The organism is Streptomyces sp. NPDC052036 (assembly GCF_040680495.1).
GTDB lineage: Bacteria > Actinomycetota > Actinomycetes > Streptomycetales > Streptomycetaceae > Streptomyces.
The window spans coordinates 188,958-214,121 of record NZ_JBFAWW010000011.1 but is presented as its reverse complement, the minus strand read 5'-3'; the positions used below and the strand labels follow the sequence as shown (position 1 = coordinate 214,121).

Sequence of the window (25,164 nt, the reverse complement as noted above, 5' to 3'; positions counted from 1 at the left end):
CGGCCGTCGGATGCCGCCCGACTCCCGTACTGCTTCCGGGGGTTCAGCCCGGGTCGTCGGCGACGCGTGCCATCACATGCCGAAACAGTTCCTCGGACGCCGCTCCGGCGGAGGCGACGATCCACTCCCGTGTGCCCGGCGGCACCCGCTCCAGCACCGCGTCCTCGGCGGTGTCGTCCGGGCGGTCGGGGATCCCGTACCGGCGGCGCAGCACCTCGGCGTAGTCCTCCGCCTCCCCCACGCGGTCCGGTGGCACATCCACCCGGATCACGACGAGCCCGGGCGTCGGGCTCCGGGGGGTCCGGAACTGGAAGATCCACTGATGGGCGCCGTCCGAGCCCTGCGGCACCAGCCTGATGTGGGCGCAGTTCCCGGCATGCGACCTGACCTGGCTGAACGAGGGCCAGGTGAACGTCAGATAGCCTTCCTCGCTGCAGTGCAGCTGGAAGTCGGGCCAGTCGAGCGTCACAGGCTGTTCGCGATCGTCTCGATGATCTCGTCCATCTCGAACTCCTCCAGTCCCTCGCCCGCCTTTGAGGCGAAATGGAGGGTGAGATCCCACTCCTCCGCGATCGGGTCGGACCAGGGGGCCTCGTCCGGTGCGAAGAGCACCAGCCGCTTCGCCGACTGCTCCATGACCGCCGTCTGGCTGCGGGCGTACCCCCACTGCTCGAACAGTTCGTCGATGCTGCGCGGGATGCCTGCCGGGTAGGACTGGGCGGATGTACCGACCGTGCCCAACGGATGGGCGGGGGCGTCGGTGAACATCACGATGACGTGCCTTCTGCGGTCCAGGCCGGTCTCCCAGGGCGAGTTGACAGCCAGGGCGAGCGCCTCAAGGCCCGACTCGGGGATGTCGCCGCCGCCGGAGGCGTCGATGCCCCGGACGAACGCCTCGAAGTCCTTCGCCTGCTCCGGGAGACGGAGGAAACCGGTCTGCTGGATGGCGTCCGAGGCGTCGTCACCGAAGTCGCGGAACGCGATGACCTTCAGCCGGAGCTGGCTGATCGCCTTGCCCTTCTTGCCCATGACGTCGTTGAGCCGGTCGTGGAACTGCAGGGCGCTCGACTTCACGTTGTCGAGGACGGGGAACATGCTTCCCGTCGCGTCGACGCACAGCACGATGTCGACGGCGTACTGCAGATTCCCCTGGTACTGCTCGATGTTGGCGCTCATACGGAGTCTCCTGAGTGGTGCGGCGGATGTCGGCGGACGTGGTCACGAGGAGCCGCGGCCCGAGCCGGGGGTGCGGCCACCGAGGTTGATGCGGACGCGCGAGGTCCGGGGTGCCGACGCGTCGGGGGACGGCGGCGGAGGCGTCGGGGCGGCGGTGGGCTCAGCCGCGGGCGTCTCGTCGGGCACGGTCGGGGCCGGGTCCGCCGGGGGCGGGACCGGGGCGGTCCGCCCGCCGCCCGGGGGCCTCGTGGACTTGAGGTTGGCCTTGATACGGCTGGGCCGCCGGCCCAGGGCCGTCGGCCCGGGCGGCTCCGGCGTGCCGTCGGTGCTCCCCGTCGTGCTCTTCGCCGCGGTCTCCGGCTTGGTGGTGCCCGGGCGCCGGTGCTGGAGCGCGCACACCTTCGGGTCCGCCAGGGTCTTCAGGAACGTGGCCATGCGCGGCCGGCTGCCGGACGCACGGGCGGTCATGGCGCGCAGCAGCCCGAGCATGGGCTCTGACAGCCGGGTGTCCAGGTCCAGCCGTGCGCCCGCGTTGACGGCGTCGGCCGGAGACCCGTACCGCCGGTCGTGGTGGGGCAGGTCGCCCGTCAGATACAGGTGGGTCATCACCCCGAGCGCGAACACGTCCACCGCGCACGTCAGGTGCTCCGGGCCGACCGAGCCGTCCCCCTGGAGATAACGGCGCCACTCCGGGGCCCCGAACAGGGAGTCGCCCGCGATGTCCTCGGGGGCCGGCGGCGCGCCCGAGACGTACGAGTCGTCGAAGTCGATGAGCTTCGCCGTGTGGAACGCGGCGCCGTCCCGCTTCTGCACCAGCACGTTCAGCGGCTTGAGGTCGCCGTGCACGATGTCGATGTCGTGCAACTGCTTCAGGCTCATCCCGAGCGTCTTCAGGAGCACCATCTTCTGGCGCGGCTCCAGAGCCTGTGGCTTCTCCAGGCTGGAGGTGTCGATCCGCTCGGTGACCTTGTAGTAGGTGCTGCCCTCGTGGAAGAAGTCGATGGCGAGCACCAGATTGCCGCCGCCGCGCGCGTCCGGGCGCAGCCGCTTCATGATCGTGCGGTGGCGTTCCTCGAACTCGCGGGCGAGCTGGCGGCGGATCCGCAGGCTCGGCGTGTCCCGGGTGTCGTCGTCGCGGGGGCGTTTGGGTTCCAGGAACCTCTTGACGAAGTACTGGCCGCCGCCCTTCTCGGCGAACGCCCACATGCACTTTCCGCCGTTGGCGTTGGTGGGCTCGCTCGTGATGCGGTAGCCCCCGATGACATCGCCCTGCTTCATCCGTGCTCCTCGGGTGCCGGGGGCAGATGGCTCTCGTAACCGGGGCGGTACTCCTGCCAGGTGCTCTCCTGCCAGGCACGGACCCGGGCCGGCAGATCCGCGGAATCCTCCTGCGCCGACGGGCCGGCCGCCGTCCCGGCCTCGGAGAGCCGGTCCAGCCCCCGGGGCCTGGTGCGTACATACCGCTCGGTCATCTCTCCCAAGCGTGCCGTGAACCGGGCGCGCAGATCCTCGAAATGCCGGTAGCCGAGGGCCAGTACGGCCAGGGAGGCGTCGTCCGCGGTGTAGGCCTGCACCTCGCGCCGGATCAGGTCGGCCCACTCCTCCTCGTGGCGGGCCTCGTGCAGGGTGCGCAGCAGCAGCAGCTCGAAGTCGGCCGGGGTGTGCACATAGCCGAAGAAGCCGTCCGTCGCGGCCACCAGAACACAGGGGAGCCGACAGGCCAGCCGCCGGCTGTCGATCTCGAACTCACGGTCCGCGGAGACCAGATTGGTCATGGGCGGATCCGTGCGCAGCAGCTCCAGCGCATCGCTCTCCCGGGTGTGGTCCCGAGTGAGCACCCGTAGCCCGAGCTGTGGTTGCAGCACATACGCGCGGGAGTCCCCGGCCCACAGGGGCTGGAGTTCCACCTCCTGACCGACGGGGGTGTCGCGCAGCCGATAGTGCACGGCGGCCAGGGTGGTGGGCAGCAGTCGCCGCATGGTGCCGCCGATCTTGCTACGGCGCTGCGGTGCGAAGGCCAGGAAGTACTGGAGGTATTCGCGCAAGCTCTCCGGCACGGCCGGTTCGCCGCCGGTCGCCACCTCACGGAACCAGCAGTCCGTGGCCAGGCGCGCCACCCTGGCGCCGACCCAGGCACCGGTGCGGGGCGTGCCGTCCGGTGCCTGCCACACGGACGCGGACCCGGAGCCGCCGGATCCGTCGAAGACCGCCAGCAGGCCCTGGCCGCCCGCCCAGTGGTGGGCGACGAACGGCTCCGCGTCCTCACCGCGGTGCGGCACCCGCTCGGTCCACACGGACAGTGCCAGCAGGCCCTCGACGCTCTCCCGCCAGATCCCCGGGGGAAGCGGGCCGGCGGGACGTCCGGGCCGCTGCCCGTCGGGATCCGTGGCCCGGCGGTCGGCATCGGGGGGAGCCTCGACCACCGCCGCCTGCGGCGACGACGGGTGCGTCGGCTGGTACGGCTCCGACGGAGGAGCCGACTGCTGGGGGGAGGGCGGGACCGGTGGCTGCGGTGCGCGGGACGGGGCGGGCCAGCCGGCCGGAGGAGCCGGCGCGTGGTTCCGGGGCCCGGCCGTGGCCGGGGGTGGGCCCGACGTCGCCTGGCGCTGCGCCGACTGCTCGTGCTCGGTCATCGACGCTCCCCGTCCTGGGCCGTGGTGCCGGGGGTGCCGCCGCCGGGGCGCTTGGCGGTGCCGCGTACGCGGCTCACCCTGGGGGCGGGCGGTGTCACGGGCTCCGGTTCGGGGCGGGGGCCGACGCGTGTCGCCCCGTCCGCGCTGCCGTGCGGACGACCGGGTCCGCCCCGTGCCGAGCCCGCTGTGCGGCGGTCCGCCCCCGGAGCCGGACCGGCCGTGCCGCCGTCCGTCTCCGCAGGGGAGACCGGAGGCCGCGCCGGCCGCCGGACACGGCCGACGGGTCCCGCCCCGCCCGGCAGCGGTTCGTCCTCGGGCGGCCCGGCCGCCGTGCGGTCGCCCGGCCGGACGTCGGCGGGCCCGGAGACCCGTATCCGAGGGGCACCCGGCCGTCCGTCCCGGCGACGGGAGTCCGGCGGGTCAGCCGCGCCGCCGCGGACGGACGGACGGTCCGCGTGCCCCTCGTACCGGTCGCGGATCACTTCGCCCCGGAGCGGCTCCCGCTCCCGAGAGCCGTCCTCGGGCCCGGCCGGGTCGTCCGCGCCGGCCTCCAAAGCCCGTGCCAGGCTGCCGCGGAACCGCCCCCGGCGGGTCGCTGTCTCGAACAGTCCGTCGCCGTCCCGGAGCACCTCGTCGAGAACGGCCCGCTCCAGCGCCGCCTGCTCGAAGGGCTCGCGGTCGGCGTCGCCGCGCTCCAGGACCATGCGCATGACCTCGCGGCGGATCTCCCGCTTGTCCGCCTCGCTCTTCTCGATCCATACGAGGGCGGCCCGGGGGCCCTCCTCCTCCAGGATCCCGGCGATCAGTCCGTCGACACCCTCCTCCCGGATCATGTCGAGGTGCCGCTTGCGCCGCATCCCCTCCAGCCGGGTCTCGCGCACCACGTCCCGGAACTCCCTGCCGCCGGCCGCGATCTCGTCCTCGTCGACGAGCAACTCGATCTGGATGTCGCGCAGCCGGATCGCGTCGTCCCCGCGGAAGGAGGCGAGGGCCGCGTTCAGGGCCGTCTCCGCCTCGTGGAACTCGGCGATGTCGTAGTCCCGGGCGACCGAGCGCAGGGTCCTGCGCAGATAGCCGTACAGCGCGCCGCTCATGTCGCGCATCCCGCGCGCGACCACCTCCGCCGGGTCGGCGACCCGGCACACCAGGTCGACCCGGCTGCGGAAGGAGAACGTGGGGTCGCGGCTGAGAAGAGGGATGTCCAGGATGAGCCGGTGCTCGGTCATGTCGACCGTGAACACGCTGCGGTAGGCCCCGAACCGGGACGACGGGATCTCCTCGTCGCTGCGGACGGTCAGCGAAGGTCCGCCGTCACGGACGAGGACCAGAGCGCGGCCCGGAGCCGGTGGCCGCAGCGGGTTCGTCAGCCGCCACTTGGGCAGCTCCTCGACTTCCAGGACCGGGTTGTAGGTCTGTTCCTCCATGCCTCCCCCTCTCGGCTTGATGCCGGGATAGGTGTCGGATGCGGTGATGTGTCCGGGCGTCTTTCGGGCCGTGGTCCGCGTCCGCTCATGAACCGCGCTCCACGACCCGGAGCACATGGGCGGCGTCGGCCGACGGGCGGTCCCGGTCGCGAGCCCATGCCGCCAGCCACCACAGCAGCCGTTCGCGGTGCCGTCCGGGTCTGCGGGCGACGGAGACGAGGAGCGTGCCGATCTCGTCGAGCGCCCCCGGGGATCGCCCGGCGTATTCGTCGATCCACTGGTGCAGGGCGTTCAGCGCGGAGTCCTGCACCGGTCGCCGGGCCAGCGCCCGCGCCCACAGCTCCGCGAGCCGGTCGCGGTGCCGGGGAAGTCCGCTCAGCAGGACGGGAACTCCGGGCGGACCGGGGCGGTCCGTGTCACCGGTGTCGATGACGGGCTGCTCGTAGGGCCGGGAGACCGCGAACACGAAGGCGGACAGAGACTTGACGACCATGGGGGACAGATCCTGGGGCTGGGACCACTCCAGATAGGCGTCGAGCAGGGTCGCCGCCTGCCCCTGGTGGATGAGGTGGACGCCGCCCCAGGCCACTGACGGCAGCGTCCCCCAGTCGTCCTGGCGGTCCAGTGCGCTGCGCAGCACGGCCACGGCCCGTTCGGGAGAGGTACGGCCGAGCAGTCCGCCGACGGCGTTCGCCGCGGTTCCGGCGAGGCGCCTCCGGAATGCGGAACTGTCGCCGCGCGCCCACTCGTGCAGCAGTTCCCACACCGTCTCGGCCGTCTCGGGACGGCTGCCGGCCACGCCCAGGGCGGTGGCGGCGGCCTGCCGCAGCGGCCAGGAGGTACCGCCCGCCCACTCCCTGAGGAACCGGTGCACGGCATAGTGCGGATCGGCCAGGGCCAGCACACCGGTGGCCACCGATGCCCGGGCGCGCACCTCGAGATCCTGGTGGTTCACGAGCCGGCGCAGCCAGCCGAGGACGGCGTCACGGCGGCCGTCCAGCGCGTTCCACGCGTACGCGAGGATCGCCTGCCCCAGCAGCGCGCTGCGGAAGCGCACCCGGGGCGCACCGGCCGGGGAGCCGTCGTCCTCGGGCAGTTCGAGCCGGATCCACTGCTGTTCGTGGCCGATCCGGTCCCCGAACCTCAGGTCCGGCGGCGCCGGTTCGGGTGCGGCCAGGCGCGTGCGCAACTGCACCGCCGCGTCCGCGACGGTGAGATAGGTGCTCTCTTCCAGGACCGCCGCGGCGAGGGCGAAGGAGACCGCCTCGGGCCCACGGTGCAGGTCGAACCAGGCGCGCACCTGCTCGCTGGGGTCACGCAGGCGCGCCACCTCCCCGGCCACGTCGCCCCCCGCGGTGATCACGGCGGCCAGGCGGTCGGCGTCGCGGGCCGCGGGCTGCTCCCGCAGCGCTCCCACCGCGCCGGTCCTCTCCAGCAGCGCCTGCAGGTCCGCGTGCGCGTCCGTGGTGGGGCGGTAGCCGAGGACGCGCCGTTCCACGATGGTCACCGGGTCGGCCGGGGCGAGCGTCCGCCGGGCGACCCGGTCGCCGCCGCCGGCCGCGAGCAGGGCGAGGTCGTGCCCGCCGGTCAGCACCAGACGGCAACCGGCGGCCTTCAGCGCGGCCGCCACGGCGGCCCACTGGGCGGCGGTGCCGCCGGCGGCACCGGCCAAAGTGACCGCTCCCGGTCCGCCGAGCGCGGCCGCCAACTCCTGCGCTCCGGCCGGGCCGTCCTCGACCGCCGCCAGGTATCCAGCGTGACGGACGGGTGGTTGCCAGCCCGCCTCCAGCAGGGCCGCGGGCCGCAGAATCCGGTGGCAGCCGCCTTCGCCGCCGTCGTCGAGGGCCATGGACTCGGTCAGCAGGTTCACCGCGGCGGCCTCCCGCCCGCTGCCCGGCGGGCCGGTCAGCACGAGCAGGTCCCGATGGCACAGGGCTTCCAGGGCGTCGTCATAACCGTCGGGTTGGACGAAGAGTTCGGTGTGTCCCGTGATCTCGGCGTCGTCCATGGTGAGCACGGACACACCGCCCAGCTGGGGCCACGGTCCCTCGGTGCCGCCCGTGTGGAATCCGCCGCCGAAGCGGACCGTCTCGTTGAACAGTGCCAGGGTGCCGATGCGGATCCCCGAGGCGTCGGCGTTGAGCCGCTGGGCGATGGAGTCGGCGATCGCGCCCGCCCGCAGGGCGTCGGACCGCTCCGCGTCGTCCTGCGCCGCGTCCCCCGCCAGGGCGCGCAGCGCGTCCTGCTCGCTGACCGGTCCGTCCCGCTCCTCGGCGGCGGTACGGACATCGGGAGTGGCGGGGGAATCGGCAGGCGACGCCCTGTCGTCCTCCGGTTCCGGCGCTCCGCCGTCCTCGGCGGAACCTCTCCCGGTGTGCTTGCGATCCCTCGACGGATCGTCCGTGTGCACGCTGCCTCTGTCCCCGTCGCGGGGGCTCTCGGCAGACGACTCCTCGCTCATGCTGCGGCCTTCGGTTTCGGTCGCCGCCGACTCGGCTCTACGACGTCTTCCAGTCCCCCTGGACCTCGACCTTGCCGTTGAAGACCTGAGCGTTCTTGATCAGCGCCGCGCTGATCTGCGCGCCGGAGCGGCCCTGTGCCGCGACGGCCTCGTCGACCAGCCGCCGGATCTCCGTCTCGAAGGCCGCGTCCAGCAGCATCTGGGCGGCCAGCTGCCGTTCCAGGTCCTGCTGGGCGCCCTCGTCGTCCGGGGCACGGGTCACGCGGTCCAGGGCGTCCTCGGCGGAGGCGTTGCCGCGGAACCTCGCGTGGATCCGCTCGACGAGCCGTGCACCACCGCTCCAGCCGGACCGCCCGGCCTCCTCACCCGCCGCTTCGAGCGCGCCCTTGACCACGAGCGCCACCCCCGCCGCCGCGACGGCCGTCACTGGATCCATGCCGTTCCCCTGAGTGATTGCACAGAACAGGGGCGTCAATTTAGGGCGAGGAGTGCGAGCCGCGGAGTGGCTCCGGTCACGTTGGCCGAAAGTCACTGGACCATCACTCGGGCGTCCAGGGGGTCGACAGGGTGTCACCAGGGAATCGAAGCCGCTCCTGCGGCCACGGGCACCGGTGACACCAGTGGCAACCGAAACGTACAGGTGGGAAAGCTGGCTCAAAAAGGGTGCGTCGGAAACAGGGGGACCAACCGGTTCTCGGGAGGGGGGAGGGGGCGGCCGAAACGGGAGTATCCGCCCGTGATGTCAGACCCGGCCGTTAGTCTCGGGGATCATGAGGCTGCTGCACACTTCCGACTGGCATCTGGGACGGGCGTTCCATCGCGTGAACATGCTCGACGCCCAGGCCGCGTTCATCGACCACCTCGTCGCGACCGTGCGCGAGCGTGGCGTGGACGCCGTGGTCGTGTCGGGAGACGTGTACGACCGGGCGGTGCCGCCCCTCGCCGCGGTCGAGCTGTTCGACGACGCCCTGCACCGCCTCGCAGCCCTCGGCGTGCCCACGGTGATGATCTCCGGGAACCACGACTCGGCGCGCCGCCTCGGCGTCGGCGCGGGTCTCCTCGGCCGCGCGGGCGTCCATCTGCGCACCGAGCCCGCCGCCTGCGGCACCCCCGTCATGCTCGCGGACACCCACGGGGACGTCGCCTTCTACGGCCTGCCGTATCTCGAACCGGCCCTGGTCAAGGACGAGTTCAGCACCAAGGCAGGCCACGAGGAGGTGCTCGCGGCCGCCCTGAACCGAGTGCGCGCCGACCTCGCCACGCGCCCGCCGGGCACCCGCTCCGTCGTCCTCGCCCACGCCTTCGTCACCGGTGGCGAGCCCAGCGACAGCGAGCGGGACATCACGGTCGGCGGGGTCGCCGCGGTGCCCGCGGGCATCTTCGCCGGGGTGGACTACGCGGCCCTGGGCCATCTGCACGGCAGCCAGACCATCACCGAGCGCGTGCGCTACTCCGGCTCCCCGCTGCCGTACTCCTTCTCGGAGGCCGGCCACCGCAAGAGCATGTGGCTCGTCGACCTCGGGGCCGACGGCTCCCTGACGGCGGACCGGGTCGACTGCCCGGTGCCGCGCCCCCTCGCCCGGATCCGGGGCAGACTCGAGGACCTCCTCGCGGATCCGGAGCTGGAGCGCCACGAGGAGGCCTGGCTGGAGGCCACGCTCACCGACCCGGTGCGGCCCGCCGAGCCGATGGCCCGGCTGGCCGGGCGCTTCCCGCACACGCTCAGCCTCGTCTTCGACCCCGAGCGCGCCCCCGAGGACCCCGCCGCGTCGTACGCGCGACGGCTGGCGGGCCGCTCCGACCAGCAGATCGCGGAGGACTTCGTGGCCCATGTGCGCGGAGCGGGACCCGACGCACCCGAACGGGCGGTGCTCCAGGACGCGTTCGACGCGGTCCGCGCCGACGAGACCGTCCGGGAGGTCGCGTGACCCCGCACGCCCGGGACACGGAGGGAGCCCTGTGAGGCTGCACCGGCTCGACATCACCGCCTTCGGCCCCTTCGGCGGCACCCAGGGCGTCGACTTCGACGCGCTGTCCGCCGCCGGACTGTTCCTGCTCCACGGACCCACGGGCGCGGGCAAGACCTCGGTCCTGGACGCCGTGTGCTACGCGCTGTACGGGGCCGTTCCCGGCGCCCGGCAGAGCGGCCAGGGCCTCACCCTGCGCAGCGACCACGCGGCGCCGGGCACCCGCACCGAGGTCCGGCTCGAACTCACCGTCGCCGGACGCCGTCTGGAGATCACCCGGCAGCCCCCGTGGGAGCGCCCCAAGAAGCGCGGCACCGGCACGACGACCGACAAGGCACAGACCTGGCTGCGCGAGTACGACGCCACCCATGGCGCCTGGAAGGATCTGAGCCGCTCCCACCAGGAGATCGGTGAGGAGATCACCCAGCTGCTCGGCATGAGCCGTGAGCAGTTCTGCCAGGTCGTGCTGTTGCCGCAGGGCGACTTCGCCCGTTTTCTGCGCGCCGACGCCGAGGCCCGCGGCAAACTGCTGGGCCGCCTCTTCGACACCCGCCGCTTCGCCGAGGTCGAGAAGCGCCTCGCCGAGCGGCGCCGGGCCACCGAGGCCGAGGTGCGCGAGGGGGACGCGGCACTGCTCGCCGACGCGCACCGGATGCAGCAGGCCGCGGGCGACCCGCTGCCCCTGCCGGATCTGGCACCGGGCGACCCGGGCCTCGCCACCGCCGTCCTCGGCTGGGCCGCCGTCGCCCGGAGCACGGCCCGGGAGCGGCTCACGATCGCACAGTGCACGCGGACGGCCGCCGAGTGGGCTGTGACCGCCGCCGAGCGCGCTCTCGACGACGTACGCGAACGGGCCCGGCTCCAGCGCCGGTTCGCCGAGGCCCGGGAGCGCGCGGCCCTGCTCGAACAGCGGGCCGACGCCCACCGGGAGGCGCAGGGACGCATGGAGCGCTCCCGGAAGGCCGAGGCCGTGGCGCCCGCCCTCGATCTTCGGGAGTCCGCCGAGACCGAGCACCGCGGGGCCGTCGCCGAGGAGGCACGCACGCGTGCCCTGCTCCCGGAGACGTTCGCGAACGCCGGTGCGGCCGGTCTCGCCGCCGCCGCCCGCCGTGCCGCCGAGGAGCTCGGCGGACTGGAGTCGGCCCGCCGTGCCGAGCGGCGGCTGGCCGCCCTCACCGCGGAACGGACGGGTCTGGACCGCGAGGAGCGCGCCGACGAGGCCGCCCTCCAGGACGCCGAGGACTGGCTCGCCGAGTGGGAGGAGACCCGCTCGGGCCTGCAGGCCCGGATCGACTCCGCCCAGGAGGACGCGGCCCGGGCCGAGCAGCTCGCGGTGCAGCGCGAGCCCGCGCGCAAGCGGCTGGCGGCCGCCCGCGAGCGGGACCGGCTGACCCACGAGGCCGACGCCGCCCAGGCCTGCGCCCTCGCCGCACGGGAACGCGCGCTCACGGCCCATGAGCACTGGCTCGACCTCAAGGAACAGCGCCTCAAGGGCATCGCCGCCGAACTCGCCAGCGGACTCGTCGACGGCGAACCCTGCGCCGTGTGCGGCGCGACCGACCACCCCGCGCCCGCGCGGAAGGTCGCCGGACATGTCGACCGGGAGGCGGAGGAGCAGGCTCTCGCCGCACATCGGCACGCCGAGGAGCAGCGCGCCGAGGACGAACGGCGGCTCGGCGTCGTACGCGAGGCGCTGGCCGCCGCCACCGCAGAGGCCGGTGAGGAGCCGACCGCCGAACTCGCCGCGCGGGCGGAGGACATGGAGCGGCGCTACGGCATCGCCCGCGAAGGCGCCTCCCGGCTGCACGCGGCGCAGGAGGACCTGAGGCGGGCCGAGCACGAGCGGGAGCGGCGGACCGCGGCCCGCCAGGAAGCCGCCGTGCGCGGGGCGGCCCGGACCTCCCGCAGGGAGGCCCTGGAGAGGGAACGGCTCACGCTGGAGGAGGAGTTGGCCCAGGCGCGGGGCGACGCCGTGAGCGTGGCCGCGCGCTCGGCGCAGCTGGAGCGCCGGGCCGCCCTGCTCACCGACGCGGCCGACGCCGCCCGGGCCGCTCAGGACGCCGCACAGCGACTCAAGGAGGCCGACGCGCGCCTGGCCGACGTGGCCTTCCGCGCCGGGTTCGACACCCCGCACGCCGCGGCCGCCGTACTCCTGGACGACACGGCCCATCGCGAGCTGCAGCGCCGACTGGACGCCTGGCAGCAGGAACAGGCCGCCGTGCGCTTGATGCTGGCCGAGGCCGGCGCAACAGCCGCCGCGCAACAGCCGCCCGCCGATCTCGCCGCCGCCGAGCGGGCCGCCGGGGCCGCGGCCCGGCGCCTCCAGGAGGCGGTCTCCGCGCTGGACGCGGCGGTGAGCCGCTGCGCCGAACTCGACCGGCTGTCGGGGCGCGCCACCGCGTCCGTACGGCGACTCGCGCCGCTGCGCGAGGAGTACGACCGGGTGGCCCGGCTGGCGTCCCTTGCGGCCGGCACCTCCGCCGACAACGAACGCAGGATGCGCCTGGAGTCGTATGTGCTCGCCGCCCGCCTCGAACAGGTGGCGGCCGCCGCGACCGTGCGGCTGCAGCGCATGTCCTCCGGCCGCTACACCCTTGTCCACTCCGACGACCGCTCGGGACGCGGCCGCAGCGGCCTCGGACTCCATGTCGTCGACGCGTGGACGGGGCGGGAGCGGGACACCGCGACGCTCTCCGGCGGGGAGACGTTCTTCGCCTCCCTCGCCCTCGCCCTGGGCCTCGCGGACGTCGTCACCGACGAGGCAGGCGGGGTCCGGCTCGACACCCTCTTCATCGACGAGGGGTTCGGCAGCCTCGACGACCAGACCCTCGACGAGGTCCTCGACGTGCTGGACTCCCTGCGGGAGCGGGACCGCAGCGTGGGCATCGTCAGCCATGTCGCGGACCTGCGGCGCCGCATCCACGCGCAGCTGGAGATAGTCAAGGGCAGGACGGGGTCGGCCGTACGACAGCGGGGACCCGGCTGAGGCGGGTTCGACGGGAGCCGGTCAGCGGCCGAGGGGACGCTGGGGGAGGGGTGACGAGTAGACGACACTCGTCGTCACCGAACCCAGCGCGCCGATCCGGCCCGACACCTCCTCGAGGTGGCGCATCGAGCGCGCCGCGACCTTGATGACGAAACAGTCGTCCCCGGTGACATGGTGTGCCTCCAGGATCTCCGGTGTCGTGGCCACGAGATCGTGGAACGGACGGTAGTTGCCGTTCGGGTAGCGCAGGCGGACGAACGCGAGGATCGGCAGGCCCAGGCGCTCGGCGTCGACCACCGCCGCATAGCCCTTGATGACGCCTGCCTCCTCCAGCCGGCGGACCCGTTCGGTGACCGCGCTCGCGGACATGGAGACGGCACGGGCCAGTTCGGCATAGCTGGCGCGGCCCTCGCGCTGCAGGACGTCGAGAATGCGCCAGTCGGTGGCGTCAGGCGAATACGTGGTCATCACGGAGAGATAGCAGGGGAATCCCCGGCAGATCAAGGGGTGTGCCGTGGATCGCGCCTTCAGACAGTCGGTCAACGGCCATAGATTCATGGCACATCGAGATCAGCGAGAGAAGGGCCCACCCATGACCACCAGCCCCGCCGCCGTCAACGCCGTCCTGGGCGTCGCTCCGGCCGACCCGGCCACCGCCGCCGCCCACTTCCGGGCGAGCCTCGCCTTCCATACCGATGTGGCCGACGTCGCCGCCGCGCTGTCGGCGGGCGGCGACCCCGGTTTCGTGGTCATCGACTCACGCTCGACGCAGGCGTGGGACCGGGGGCATGTCCCCGGCGCGGTCCATCTGCCGACCGCGCTCATCCCCGAGCGGGCCGGGCAACTGCTGGACAGGTCCGTGCCGGTGGTCACGTACTGCTGGGGCCCCAGCTGCAACGGTGCGGCCCGGGCGGCCCTCGCCCTCGCCGAACTGGGCTTCCAGGTCAAGGAGATGCTCGGCGGGTACGAATACTGGGTGCGCGAGGGACTCGCCCACGACACCGGGCAGGGACCCGGACCCGCGGCCGTAGCGGACGACTGCGGCTGCTGACCGGGCCGGGAAGGCCCTGACGCAGTCGCCCCCCGCACGGGTCGCGAGGGCCGCGCGGGCGCTCGGCGGACGGACCGACATCCCTGGCGCCGACCACGCGCTCCGCGGCGCCGACGGCACGCTCGACACCGACAACGCCGCCATGCCGGCCCACGCGTGCGTGCCAGGCGTCGTCACGCCGGGCGCCCACTGCGCCCGCTCACTGACCCGCACCGCCGCCACCGGGCCCCGCCGGTGGCGCGGGCCCGGTCGCTCGCGGGTGTGGTCAGAGCCGGGACAGCTCGTCCACCAAGTCGTCCAGGCCCAGAGAGCCCTGCGAGAGCGCCGCCATGTGCCAGGCCTTCGCGTCGAACGCCTCGCCGTGACGCTTCCTGGCGTTCTCGCGGCCCAGCAGCCAGGCGCGCTCGCCGAGCTTGTAGCCGATCGCCTGGCCGGGCATGCAGAGGTAGCGGATCAGCTCGCTCTCCACGAAGTCGGCCGAACGGCTGCTGTGCGCGCCGAAGAACTCCTGCGCCAGCTCCGGCGTCCAGCGCTCGCCCGGATGGAACGGCGAGTCGGCCGGGATCTCCAGCTCCAGGTGCATGCCGATGTCGATGATCACGCGGACCGCCCGCATCATCTGGGCGTCCAGATAGCCGAGCCGCTGCTCCGGATCCGTGAGGAAGCCCAGCTCGTCCATGAGGCGCTCGGCGTACAGGGCCCAGCCCTCCAGGTTGGCGCTCACACCGCCCACCGTCGCCTGGTAGCGCGAGAGGTCCTCCGCCACGTGCGCCCACTGGGCGAGCTGGAGGTGGTGGCCGGGCACGCCCTCGTGGTACCAGGTCGAGACCAGGTCGTACACCGGGAACCGGGTCTGCCCCATCGTCGGCAGCCAGGTCCGGCCCGGGCGGGAGAAGTCGGCGGACGGCGCCGAGTAGTACGGCGCCGCGGCGCTGCCCGGCGGCGCGATGCGCGACTCCACCTTCCGTACCCGCTCCGCGAGCTCGAAGTGCGTGCCGTCGAGCGCCTCGATCGCCTCGTCCATCAGACCCTGGAGCCAGGCGCGGGTCTCCTCGACGCCCTCGACATGGGCGCCGTGCTCGTCGAGGTGCGCGAGCGCCACCCACGGCGTCGCGGCGCCGGGCAGGACCTTCTCGGCCTCCTTCTTCATCTCGCCGAGAATGCGGTGGTACTCGGACCAGCCGTACGCGTACGCCTCGTCCAGGTCCAGGTCCGTACCGTTGAAGTAGCGGGCCCAGCGGGCGTAGCGCTCGCGGCCGACCGTCTCCGGCGCGCTCTCGACCGCGGGTGCGTACACATCGCGCACCCAGTCCCGCAGCTCGACGACGGCCGCGGACGCCGCACGCGCGGCCTCGTCCAGCTCCGTGCGCAGCGACGCCGGCCCCGGCGAGGCGAAGTCCTCGAACCAGCCGTGGCCCTCGCCGTCCACGTCCGACCACTCGGTGAGCTGCTCGACGAAGGTCGCGGTCGCGCGCGGGCCGCCGTGCAGCTTGCGCTCCAGGCCCAGGGCGAGGGACTCGCGGTAGCCGCGCAGGGCGGCCGGTACGGCCCGCAGCCGCTCCGCCACCGCGGCCCAGTCCTCCTCGGTCGCGGTGGGAGTGAGCGTGAAGACGTCACGCACGGAGTGCACCGGGGTGTGCATATTGCCCACCGCCCTGAGGCCCTCGTCCGCCTCGTGCACGGCGAGTTCCGCGGTCAGCCGCTCGCGCAGCAGCCGCGCACACCGACGCTCGATGTCACTGTCCGCGCCGGGTAGGCGCTCCGCCTCGTCGAGCCGCGCGAGGGTCGCCCGCGCCAGCTCGGCGAGCGCCTCCTGTCCCGCGGGCGAGGTGTCGGGCAGCTTGCTCGCGCTTTCCTTCACACCGAGGTAGGTGCCGGTGACCGGGTCGAGGGCGACGAGGTCGTCGACATAGGCGTCGGCGACCTCCCGGGGCAGAAGTCTCCTGGTGGTGTCTGACATGCGGACCATCCTCATACGGTGACGTGGTCCGCGTCACGGGGTTTCCGCGTTCGGCTTACGCCTGCTCAGCGGGTTTCGGCGCGGTCTGGCCGGGTGGCAGCAGAGGCCCGCAGTCCCACTGCTGGAAGATCAGCCGGGTCTCCACCCGCGCCACTTCGCGCCGGGACGTGAACTCGTCCAGAACCAGCCGTTGGAGATCCGCCATGTCCGCCACCGCGACATGGACCAGATAGTCGTCGGGTCCGGTGAGATGGAAGACCGTACGGGACTCCGCCAGCGCCCGGATCCGCTCCACGAAGGGTCCCACCAGTTCCCGTCGGTGCGGTCTGACCTGCACCGACAGCAGCGCTTCGAGTCCGCGCCCCAGCTTCGCCGGATCCAGTCGCAACTGATGGCCGAGAATCACTCCCGAGCGGCGGAGCCGGGTCACCCGGTCCAGACAGGTCGAGGGGGCCACCCCCACCTGCGCCGCCAGGTCGCGGTAGGTCGTCCGGGCGTCGTTCTGCAACAGGCGCAGAAGGTGGAGATCCACCGGGTCCAGTACGACAGATTCGGCCATGCGCCGAACGTAACACGGGTCACGCCGCAGCGACCCCGTGCGGTGTTCAGGCTGCGGCCCATGGATTCCCGTACTCAGGACACGCGGAACGGATTTTTCGTCGGCGAGCTGCCCGGCCTCCGGGCGCTGGCTACCGAGGCCGTGCACGCCGGACGTGAGGACCTCGTCGCCCAGGGGCTGCACGCCCCGCCCCTCGACCTCTCCACCACCTATCCCTCCTACGACAGCCGTGGGGAGGCCGCCCGGATCGACGCCTTCGCGGCCGACGGCGGGGAGCTGACCGGCCCGCCCGTCTACGCGCGGCTCGGCAACCCGACCGTCGCCCGCTTCGAGACCGCGCTCGCCCGGCTGGAGGGCACCGAGAGCGCGGTCGCGTTCGCCAGCGGGATGGCCGCGCTGAGCGCCGTCCTGCTGGCGCGGAACGCGCTCGGACTGCGCCATGTGGTGGCCGTGCGACCGCTGTACGGCTGCAGCGACCATCTGCTGAACGCCGGACTGCTGGGCTCTGAGGTGACCTGGACCGACCCGGCGGGCATCGCGGCGGCGCTGCGCCCCGACACCGGTCTCGTCATGGTCGAGTCCCCGGCCAATCCGACGCTCGCGGAGGTCGACCTGCGTGCGATCGCCCACGCCTGCGGCTCGGTCCCGCTGCTGGTGGACAACACCTTCGCGACGCCCGTACTGCAGCGCCCCGCCGGACACGGCGCCCGGCTGGTGCTGCACAGCGCCACCAAGTACCTCGGCGGGCACGGCGATGTGATGGGCGGCGTGGTGGCCTGCGACGAGGAGCTGGCGCGCCGGCTGCGGCAGGTGCGCTTCGCGACGGGCGCGGTGCTGCATCCGCTCGCCGGCTATCTGCTGCTGCGCGGACTGTCGACGCTGCCGATACGGGTCCGGGCGGCCTCCGCCACCGCCGCCGAACTCGCCGGCCGGCTCGCCGCCGACCCGCGCGTCGCCCGGGTGCACTACCCGCGCATCGGCGGCGCGATGATCGCATTCGAGGTGCACGGCGATCCGCACGAGGTGATCTCCGGCGTCCGGCTGATCACCCCCGCGGTGAGCCTTGGCAGCGTGGACACCCTCATCCAGCACCCGGCGTCCATCAGCCACCGCATCGTCGACGAGCCCGACCGCCAGGGCGCCGGGGTGAGCGACCGGCTGCTGCGGTTGTCGGTGGGCCTGGAGGACGTCGAGGACCTGTGGGCCGATCTCGACGGCGCCCTCGGGACCCGGTCGACCGACGGCGAGCGGCGGACGGAAGAGGTCGCGGGGCGGTAGCGGGCGCGGCCTTCGTCCGAGCCCCGGGGAAGCCGAACGGCCCGGCGCAGTACGCCGGGCCGTTCCGTCTGCCGTCCGCCGTACGCGCGGCGTCAGTCCTGGGCGCCCTTGGCGCCGTGCTGCTCGTAGGCGTGGTCGTAGGGCAGCCTGGACGCCACCGGGGTCGCGTCCAGACGGGCCGTGATGACGAGGACGCCCTCCTCGATCTGGTAGTCGAGGGGCAGCCCGAGGCCGCGCATCGCGGCGACCATGCCCGTGTTCGACGCCTGCGTGACCGCGTAGACGCTCTCGCAGCCGGCCTCGACCGCCATCGTCACCAGACGGCCGAGGAGTTCGCTGCCGATGCCGCGCCGCTGCCACTCGTCCTCGACGAGCAGGGCCACCTCCGTCTCGTCGCCGTCCCACAGCAGATGCCCGAGGCCGACGACGCGTCCCGACGCCGTCTGCACCACGAGCGTGCGGCCGAAGCGGGGGCTGAGCAGGTGGTTGAGATAGCGGTCCGCGTCGCCGACGGGCCCGTGGTACCGCATGCTCAGGGTGCGCGGCGAGCACCGGTCGTGCATGTCCTTGGCCGCTTCGAGGTCCGAGGTGTCGGCCCGCCGCACGGTGATCGCGGTGCCCTTCGGCAGGGTCAGTACGTCCTGGCTGCGGGGGATGCGCGGACCGAGCCGGGCGTCCAGCTCGACCAGCGCCCGCGCCCGTGCGAACTCCGTCGGCGTGAACGGCAGATAGGGCCGCTCCACCGTGATCACTCCGCCCTCCGGCGCCCGCAGCCGCATCACCGTGTCCTCCAGGGCCCCCTCGACGGGAGCGTCCCCCTCCGGGCGTCCTGAGCCGGGGGAGCGGGCGGGCAACGAGCGGATGGTGCACCGGCCGAGCAACTGACGGAGCGCAAGCGGGAGTTCCGCCGCGTCCAGCGCGGTGCGCGTGGCCAGACTCAGCACCCGGGTGGGGGCGTCCACGAGGTCGTGCGCGTCGGCCCGCTCGATCCAGGTCTCGGAGCCTCCGGAGCGCGACACGGCCCGCGTGATCTCGCCCGCGTCCAGCGCGGCCGGGGACCGCAGAAGGAACTCGTCCACCGTGCCCTCGGCCAGGGGGTGCGTCTGCAGGCTCAGGATGTCGATCCGTTGCCCGGCCAGCGCCGTGCACAGCGCGGCCAGGGTGCCCGGCTCGTCCTTCACCGTGGTCCGCATCCGCCACAGCGCGGTCGCCCCGGCGGCCGCGTCGCGCTCGGACGGCCCGGCCTGCTGCTCCTCGGTGAGCGGCCGGGCGCCGGTATCACTCGTCGGGGGTGCGTGACCGTGGCGGCGTGTCCACCAGATGTGGAAGCCGGCCGTCGCGACCAGGGCCACGGCCGAGAGCACCAGCAGAGCGGGACCGTCGGGACCGTGCCCGACCAGATCGACGGTCACGTCCGCCACCGCCACCGCCGTGAACAGGGCGGCCAGCTCGATCAGGTCCCGTCGCCAGTGGTGGACCGGGCGACCGTGCTTCGCACGCGTCACATCAGACATGTCAGGAGTCATGCAACCACTGTGGAGGAAGGGTGTTGCGTGATCACAAACGCTTTGTGTCTGGCGGGTAAAGTATGCTTCTGTCCTTTTTGTTGTTCTTTTGACGAAGCTTTTGCGTGGGGGCCGATCGCCCACGAGTGCCGCGCACCGGGGGATGACTCCGGTGCGCGGCGTGATGATCGAGGGTACGCCAGCCGGCCGCCGGCCACGGACCGGGCGGGACCGGCGCGCAACCCTCAACCGGGCCGTGGACAGGACGGTTCGGCGAACTGCGGGAGAGTACGGGAGCGCCGCCGACTACTGCCCGACCCGCCCCGGCTGAAGCATCTGCGTGAACAGCACGGTCCCGTCCTGCTCCCGCAGCCGGACCGTCAGCTCTCCGCTGTCGCCGTCGATGTCGACCTCGCCGAAGAACTGGTAGCCACCGGCGGGGGAGACGTTGGAGTCCGTCGGCGCCTTCACGAACACCCGGTCCGGGCCGAACGTGTTGTCGAGCGCGCTCGCCGGGAACGCACCGGCGTTGAGCGGCCCGGAGACGAACTCCCAGAACGGCTCGAAGTCGGTGAACGCGGCGCGCGAGGGGTGGTAGTGCTGCGCCGAGGTGTGGTGCACATCGGCCGTCAGCCACAGCGTGCCCGTGATCCTGCGGTGCTTGATGAACCGCAGCAGCTCGGCGATCTGCAGCTCCCGCCCGAGCGGCGCGCCCGGGTCGCCCTGCGCCACCGCCTCGATGTTGGGCAGGTTCTCCATGGGGTCCGGTACCACCAGGCCGAGCGGCATGTCCGCGGCGATGACCTTCCACACTGCGCGCGAGCGGACGAGCTCCCGCTTGAGCCACTCCAACTGCTCGGCGCCGAGAATGCCCTGCGGGTCCACGGTCTGGTCGTCGGTCGAGTTGGCGTTGCGGTAGGTGCGCATGTCGAGGACGAAGACGTCCAGCAGCGGACCGTGCCGCATGACCCGGTACACCCGGCCGTTGCGGTCGCCCGGCTCCAGTGTCGAGATCGGGAAGTACTCGCTGAACGCGCGCCGGGCGCGGGCGGCGAGCACGTCGATGCTCTTCTCGGTGTAGCGGGGGTCGGAGGACGCGATCACCTCGCCGGGGTACCAGTTGTTGCGGACCTCGTGGTCGTCCCACTGGATGATCGACGGGACCTGGGCGTTGAACCGCCTGAGGTTCTCGTCCAGCAGGTTGTAGCGGAAGTTGCCGCGGTACTCGGCCAGCGTCTCGGCCACCTTGGACTTCTCCTCGGTGGTGATGTTGCGCCAGGTGCTGCCGTCGGGCAGGGTCTGGGTCGCCGAGATCGGCCCGTCGGCGTAGATGTTGTCGCCGCTGCAGAGGAAGAAGTCCGGGTCGAGCTTCGCCATCGCGTCGTAGATCCGGTAACCGCCGCGGTCCGGGTTGATCCCCCAGCCCTGGCCCGCCAGGTCGCCCGACCACAGGAAGCGCACTCCGCGGCGCCGGCCGGGCGGGGTCGTGCGGAAGGTGCCCGTCACGGGTTCGCCCGTGCGCCGCGGATCGTGCGGGTCGGCCAGCAGTACGCGGTAGTGGATCTGCTCGCCGGCCGGCAGCCCGTGCAGCCGTGTGGTGCCGGTGAAGTCCGTGTCCGCGCCGAGCAGCGGCCCTTGCCGGCTGCGCGGATTGCGGAACGACTCCGTCGCCGAGGTCTCGACGATCATCCGGGCGGGGCGGTCGGAGCGCACCCAGACGAGACCGGAATGGGCGGTCACGTCACCGGCCTGGACACCCCATCCCGCCTTCGGGCGCCCCGACAGGGCGAACGCCGGTGCCGCGCCGAGCGTGGTGGGCAGAGTGAGGGCCGCCGAGGCGGCCAGCGAGCCGCGCAGCACGCTGCGGCGGCCGGGAAAGGGACGGTGTGACATGAAGGCGCCTCCGGTGGACGGTTCCTGCCAATGGGCACTGTCACAACTACTGGTGCGCCGCAGCGCACACGGAAACCAGAAGTGAACAACCAGCCGTGGTGACACGGGGACTGCCCCGTACGCGCCCCTCGTGTCGGCCGCCATCCCTCGGGCGACGGGTGAACCGCCGTCCCCGGGTCTTCGTCGCGTGCTTCAGGGAACGGTCCGCGGGTGCGGAGGCCCCGTACCCGGCGTGCTCAGCGGCTGCCGTCCAGGATGACCCGAGCGACCAGCGCCGGATCGTCGTTCATCGGCACGTGCCCGCAGCCGGGCAGTCGCACCAGGCGGGCCTTGGGGATGATCTGCTTGGCGCGCACTCCTTGACGGCGCATCAGCACCCGGTCCCGGGTGCCCCATGCCACGGTCACGGGCAGCCCGGACAGGTCCTCCGCGAACTGGACGGAGGTGCCCGCCCGGAGGGTCGCGGCGAACCCCTCGGCGCGGGCCAGTGCGAGTGTCTCGGCGACGACGGCCTCGGGTGAACGGCGGCCGGGACGGGCGTAGATGGTGCTCGTCAGCACCGTGCGCCCGGCCGCCGTGCGCGACAGGCGCTCCACCATCGGCACCGGCATGTTCCGCGCGGCCCGGCGCATCGCGAGGAGGACCGTGAACGCGTACCGCCGCTCCGCCGGGGTCCAGAACCCGGCGGGCGAGAGCGCCGTGACGGACCGTACGAGCTTCGTGCGGCCCAGCTCCAGGGCCAGCAGACCGCCCAGGGAGTTGCCCGCCACATGCGGACGCCCGAGCTCCAGCGCCGCGCACAGCGAGCCGAGTGCGGGCACCACCGTCGACAGGTCGTAGGCGAGTCCGTCCGGCAGGGCCGGGGACGCGCCGAAGCCGGGGAGGTCCACCGCGATCACGTCGCGCTCGGTGGCCAGGATGTCCACGACCGGGTCCCAGGCCTGACGGTGGTGGCCGATGCCGTGGAGCAGCAGGAGCGGTTCGCCGGTGCCCACGCGCGCGTACGAGACGGTGACGGTCCGCGGGCCGTGCGGGGAGGGAACGCTGAAGGAGACCGTGGCGGCCATGCTGCTGCTCCTCGTCCGGGGACACGCTGAGGGTCGATGTTCGTAGACAGCTTGTCAGCAAGTGCTACCGGTCGGTAGCCCTCGGTCGCGCCGGGCTCGGAACACAAAGCTTCCGTACGTGAACATTCGAGGACGAAAGGGTGTGTCCTCGTGTCGTCCGTGTCGCGCACCACGAACGCCGCGTGAACGGTCCGCGGCATCGCGTTCCCGCGATGCGTAAGGGATCGAGGATTGGTATTGACCAAGGGTGGGGGCCGCCCTATGGTCGCAGAGAAGTGCAACAACCTTTAATAAACAAGGGCGCTAAAACGCCGTCGCACCACGGCGATTGCGGAGGACAGGGTGGGGACCACGCAGCTGGAACCGGTGCCGGAGCCTAAGTACCGGCATCTGAAGACCGTGCTCACCGAGGCACTCGACTCCGAGTTCTCGGTGGGCGAGATCCTGCCCAACGAACGCGATCTCGCGGCCCGCTTCGGCGTCGCCCGTGCCACGCTCCGGCAGGCCCTCGAACAGCTCGAACTGGAAGGGCGGCTGCAGCGCCGCCGCGGAGTCGGTACGACCGTGGCCCCGCCGCGCGTGGGGGTCGCCGTCGGCGCCGAGCGGCACCAGTGGCCGGGTGCCGCCGGGGACGCCTGGCAGCCCGTCGACTGCACGACCACCGCCCCGCCCGCCGCCGTGGCCGATCTCCTGGAGACCGACCGGGACGAGCAGGTGCACACTGTGCGGCGCTCCCGGATGACCCACGGCCAGCCGGTCGCCGCGGAAGTGCTCTACATCCCGGACTCCTCGGTTCCCGACCTCTCCGCGATCGACGCGCCGTCCGGTGCGGCACGCGCGCGTGCCGTGCTGCGCGAGCTGCAGCACCTCGGGCTGGAGGACCAGGACCAGTCCGTCGAGCTGGGCTCGGCCAGTGCCGAGGACGCCAAGGAGCTGGACCGGCTGCCCGGCGCGCCCGTCCTCGTCGTCACCACCCGCTACTACGCCGGGGGCCGCACGGCGGCGGTCTCGCTCGCCACGTACCGCGCCGACACCTGCCGGCTGACTTTCGGCGCCTCGGGCCGCGTCGAGATCCACCACGATCCGGAGCGCCGCGCCTCCTGACCGCCGGGAGCCCCGTCCGTCGCGCCCCGGGAATCCGGGGCGCGACGTCGTGTGCGTGCCTGGTGCGCGTACGCGGACGGACCGGTCCGGTGCGTACCTCACACCTACGCCGCCGGACCCGCCCCGTCCGGTTCAGCGCCGCGCGGTGACCGTGCCCTCCACCGCGAACAGTTGCTCCTCCACATGGTCCAGGGCCAGCCGCAGTGCCCCCGTCGCCACCGCGGCCTCGCCGAGCCGTGACAGGGTCACCTTGGGCGGGCGCAGACAGTAGCGGTCCAGCTCGCGGCGCAGCGGATCCAGTACGCCGTCCAGACCCGCCGCCCAGCCGCCGATGACGACGAGTTCGGGATCGAGGGCCAGGGCGAGGGCGGCCACATCGTGCACCAGTCGCTGGATGAACCGGTCCACGGCCGCGCGGGCCCGCTGGTCGCCCTCCCGGGCGAGGGCGAAGACATCGGCGACCTGCTGTTCGTCCAGCGGTTGCAGCGGTTCGTCCGTGGTCGACAACAACTTCTCCGGAGCCGCCTCGCGGCCCAGCAGATGCAGCGCGCCTATCTCCCCGGCCGCCCCGCCGTAGCCGCGGTGCAGCCGTCCGCCGATCAGTGCGCCGGCGCCGGGACTGAGCCCCGCCAGCACGAAGACGACGTCGTCGGACTCGGTGGCGGCCCCCTTCCAGTGCTCGGCCACGGCCGCTGCGTTGGCGTCGTTCTCGACGAGGACCGGGCACTTGAAGGAGCGGCCGAGTCGTTCGCCCAGCCGCAGACCGGTCCACTCCGGCAGGGCCGTGCCCAGACGCACGGTGCCGTCCGCCTCCACGATCCCGGGGCTGGCCACGCCCACCGCGCGCAGGGAATCGCGTGCCACGCCCGCACGGCGCAGCAACTCGGCGACCGTGCCCCGCAGCCGGTCCAGACGTTCGTCCGCCGGCGCCGACTCGGAGATCTCCTTGGACACCGAGCCCAGCTCCCGGCCGTCGAGATCGGCGAGGAGGGCGGTCACCCGGTGGGCGCCGACGTCCAGGCCCAGCAGATGCCCCGCCTCCGCCCGGAACCGGAACCTCCGCGCGGGCCGCCCCTGCCGACGGGCCGCACCCTCCTCGGCGGCCTGCTCCACCACGAGTCCGGCCTCGATCAGTCCCTCGACCACGCCCTCGACGGTCGGCCGGGACAGCCCGGTCACCGTGGTGATCTCGGTGAGCGTCGCGCAGTCCGTGGCGCGCAGCGCGTGCAGCACCACCGCGGAGTTGATCCTTCTGAGCAGAGAGGGGTCCCCGCCGGTCAGCCGCCCCAACGTCTGTCCTCCCAGCTCGTGCGCGTGTTGGCCGGATCGTACTCGGCACCGCGCTCACCCGCGAGGGCCGGGCGGCAACGGAGCGGAGCGGGAACCGCCGGGCGGCGCCGCGGACCGTCCGCCCGAGCGGTCCGCCCGGCGGCTCAGACCCTGACGCCGCGCATGAGGTTCGCGACCAGGCTCACCGCGAACTCCTCGGTGAGGGGCAGGTCGGGCAGCAGCAGACGGTGGTAGCAGGCACCCCAGAGCTGGTCGACCAGGACCTCGGGGTCGACGTCGGCGCGCAGTTGGCCGCGCGACCGGGCTCGTAGCATCGTCTCCACGGCCAGCTGCCGCCGTGGGCCGGAGTAGCGCTTCAGAAGGGCGGCGGACAGATCGGGGTCGGTCTGCGCCTGGCCGATGAGTTCGGCGATCACCCGCCCGGCGGGGGTCCGGGTGACGACATGGACGAACGCGCGGAGCTGCGCCGTCAGATCGGCCTCGATGTCGCCGCTGTCGGGGAAGGTCAGCGCGGACTCGACGGCGTGGAAATAGCCGTCGAGGGCGAGTGCCCCCTTGGACGGCCACCACTTGTAGATCGTCGTCTTGCTGACGCCCGCCTTGTCGGCGACCGCCTCGATGGTGAACGGGCCCATGCCCCCCTCCAGCAGCAGGGCGCCGGCCGCCTCCAGGGCGTCGGCGCGCACCTCGGCCGCGGGGCGCCGCCCCCGGCCGCGCCGCACCCGCGAGGGCCCTTGCTGCTCTGATGGCTCCGGCATCCCTGTCCTCCCGTATGGCGTATGACCGGTTTCCCACCCTCACATATGGACG

General features: G+C 73.0%; 20 protein-coding genes and 1 pseudogene. 6 read left to right on the top strand and 15 right to left on the bottom strand.

Annotated features, from left to right (window positions below; translation table 11 throughout):
• Nucleotides 1–43 precede the first annotated feature (43 nt).
• The 7 genes from AB0L95_RS18275 to AB0L95_RS18245 all read right to left on the bottom strand — a co-directional run bounded on the left by AB0L95_RS18275 (nt 44) and on the right by AB0L95_RS18245 (nt 8,130).
• Nucleotides 44–469: a hypothetical protein gene (locus tag AB0L95_RS18275; RefSeq protein WP_365162694.1), complete on the bottom strand. Its 426-nt coding sequence runs from the start codon at nt 467–469 to the stop codon at nt 44–46.
• A complete protein-coding gene (locus tag AB0L95_RS18270; protein ID WP_365162693.1) occupies nt 466–1,176 on the bottom strand; it encodes a vWA domain-containing protein in 711 nt (236 codons plus the stop codon). The genes AB0L95_RS18275 and AB0L95_RS18270 overlap by 4 nt, the downstream gene beginning before the upstream one ends.
• Nucleotides 1,177–1,218: 42 nt before the next feature.
• On the bottom strand, nt 1,219–2,454 hold the full coding sequence (locus AB0L95_RS18265; RefSeq protein ID WP_365162692.1) for a lipopolysaccharide kinase InaA family protein: 1,236 nt from the start codon (nt 2,452–2,454) through the stop codon (nt 1,219–1,221).
• Nucleotides 2,451–3,809, bottom strand: a complete 1,359-nt coding sequence (locus AB0L95_RS18260) for a serine/threonine protein phosphatase (protein ID WP_365162691.1) — start codon at nt 3,807–3,809, stop codon at nt 2,451–2,453. The genes AB0L95_RS18265 and AB0L95_RS18260 overlap by 4 nt, the downstream gene beginning before the upstream one ends.
• A complete protein-coding gene (locus tag AB0L95_RS18255; protein WP_365162690.1) occupies nt 3,806–5,233 on the bottom strand; it encodes a hypothetical protein in 1,428 nt (475 codons plus the stop codon). The genes AB0L95_RS18260 and AB0L95_RS18255 overlap by 4 nt, the downstream gene beginning before the upstream one ends.
• An 85-nt stretch (nt 5,234–5,318) precedes the next feature.
• Nucleotides 5,319–7,694 (bottom strand): hypothetical protein, encoded by a 2,376-nt coding sequence (locus tag AB0L95_RS18250; protein WP_365162689.1) that lies wholly within the window; start codon nt 7,692–7,694, stop codon nt 5,319–5,321.
• Nucleotides 7,695–7,731: 37 nt separating this feature from the next.
• A complete protein-coding gene (locus tag AB0L95_RS18245; RefSeq protein ID WP_365162688.1) occupies nt 7,732–8,130 on the bottom strand; it encodes a hypothetical protein in 399 nt (132 codons plus the stop codon).
• A gap of 334 nt (nt 8,131–8,464) precedes the next feature.
• On the opposite strand from AB0L95_RS18245, the gene AB0L95_RS18240 reads away from it, so the two are divergent.
• The gene (locus AB0L95_RS18240) at nt 8,465–9,622 is read left to right on the top strand and encodes an exonuclease SbcCD subunit D (RefSeq protein ID WP_365162687.1); all 1,158 of its coding nucleotides are present in this window, start codon (nt 8,465–8,467) and stop codon (nt 9,620–9,622) included.
• 31 nt (nt 9,623–9,653) lie between these two features.
• Nucleotides 9,654–12,647 carry an SMC family ATPase gene (locus tag AB0L95_RS18235; RefSeq protein WP_365162686.1) on the top strand — a complete coding sequence of 998 codons (2,994 nt, stop codon included), beginning with the start codon at nt 9,654–9,656 and terminating at the stop codon, nt 12,645–12,647.
• Between the two features lie 21 nt (nt 12,648–12,668).
• Here AB0L95_RS18235 and AB0L95_RS18230 read toward each other — a convergent pair whose 3' ends face one another.
• Entirely contained in the window at nt 12,669–13,115 is a 447-nt protein-coding gene (locus AB0L95_RS18230) for an Lrp/AsnC family transcriptional regulator (protein ID WP_365162685.1), read from the bottom strand.
• Between the two features lie 124 nt (nt 13,116–13,239).
• On the opposite strand from AB0L95_RS18230, the gene AB0L95_RS18225 reads away from it, so the two are divergent.
• Both AB0L95_RS18225 and AB0L95_RS18220 read left to right on the top strand, forming a co-directional pair.
• Nucleotides 13,240–13,698: a rhodanese-like domain-containing protein gene (locus AB0L95_RS18225; protein WP_365162684.1), complete on the top strand. Its 459-nt coding sequence runs from the start codon at nt 13,240–13,242 to the stop codon at nt 13,696–13,698.
• Nucleotides 13,699–13,738: 40 nt separating this feature from the next.
• Nucleotides 13,739–13,852 (top strand): annotated as a pseudogene (locus AB0L95_RS18220) (3-ketoacyl-ACP reductase); the annotation flags it as partial.
• Between the two features lie 111 nt (nt 13,853–13,963).
• Here the strand turns inward: AB0L95_RS18220 and AB0L95_RS18215 are convergent.
• Together AB0L95_RS18215 and AB0L95_RS18210 are read right to left on the bottom strand one after the other, a co-directional pair.
• Nucleotides 13,964–15,658, bottom strand: coding sequence for a DUF885 domain-containing protein (locus AB0L95_RS18215; RefSeq protein ID WP_365162683.1), 1,695 nt, complete (start codon nt 15,656–15,658; stop codon nt 13,964–13,966).
• A gap of 55 nt (nt 15,659–15,713) precedes the next feature.
• A complete protein-coding gene (locus AB0L95_RS18210) occupies nt 15,714–16,217 on the bottom strand; it encodes an Lrp/AsnC family transcriptional regulator (RefSeq protein ID WP_365162682.1) in 504 nt (167 codons plus the stop codon).
• 60 nt (nt 16,218–16,277) lie between these two features.
• Here AB0L95_RS18210 and AB0L95_RS18205 point away from each other — a divergent pair, with 60 nt between their 5' ends.
• Nucleotides 16,278–17,495 (top strand): PLP-dependent transferase, encoded by a 1,218-nt coding sequence (locus AB0L95_RS18205; protein ID WP_365162681.1) that lies wholly within the window; start codon nt 16,278–16,280, stop codon nt 17,493–17,495.
• Between the two features lie 92 nt (nt 17,496–17,587).
• On the opposite strand, the gene AB0L95_RS18200 is transcribed toward AB0L95_RS18205, so the two are convergent.
• From AB0L95_RS18200 to AB0L95_RS18190, 3 genes are all read right to left on the bottom strand, one after another.
• Nucleotides 17,588–19,021, bottom strand: a complete 1,434-nt coding sequence (locus AB0L95_RS18200) for a GNAT family N-acetyltransferase (protein WP_365162680.1) — start codon at nt 19,019–19,021, stop codon at nt 17,588–17,590.
• Between the two features lie 285 nt (nt 19,022–19,306).
• On the bottom strand, nt 19,307–20,893 hold the full coding sequence (locus tag AB0L95_RS18195) for an alkaline phosphatase D family protein (protein ID WP_365162679.1): 1,587 nt from the start codon (nt 20,891–20,893) through the stop codon (nt 19,307–19,309).
• 236 nt (nt 20,894–21,129) lie between these two features.
• On the bottom strand, nt 21,130–21,960 hold the full coding sequence (locus AB0L95_RS18190; protein WP_365162678.1) for an alpha/beta fold hydrolase: 831 nt from the start codon (nt 21,958–21,960) through the stop codon (nt 21,130–21,132).
• A gap of 342 nt (nt 21,961–22,302) precedes the next feature.
• Here AB0L95_RS18190 and AB0L95_RS18185 point away from each other — a divergent pair, with 342 nt between their 5' ends.
• On the top strand, nt 22,303–23,064 hold the full coding sequence (locus AB0L95_RS18185) for a GntR family transcriptional regulator (RefSeq protein WP_365162677.1): 762 nt from the start codon (nt 22,303–22,305) through the stop codon (nt 23,062–23,064).
• Between the two features lie 132 nt (nt 23,065–23,196).
• On the opposite strand, the gene AB0L95_RS18180 is transcribed toward AB0L95_RS18185, so the two are convergent.
• Together AB0L95_RS18180 and AB0L95_RS18175 are read right to left on the bottom strand one after the other, a co-directional pair.
• Nucleotides 23,197–24,354, bottom strand: a complete 1,158-nt coding sequence (locus tag AB0L95_RS18180; protein ID WP_365162676.1) for an ROK family transcriptional regulator — start codon at nt 24,352–24,354, stop codon at nt 23,197–23,199.
• A gap of 143 nt (nt 24,355–24,497) precedes the next feature.
• A complete protein-coding gene (locus AB0L95_RS18175; protein ID WP_365162675.1) occupies nt 24,498–25,112 on the bottom strand; it encodes a TetR/AcrR family transcriptional regulator in 615 nt (204 codons plus the stop codon).
• Nucleotides 25,113–25,164: the final 52 nt, after the last annotated feature.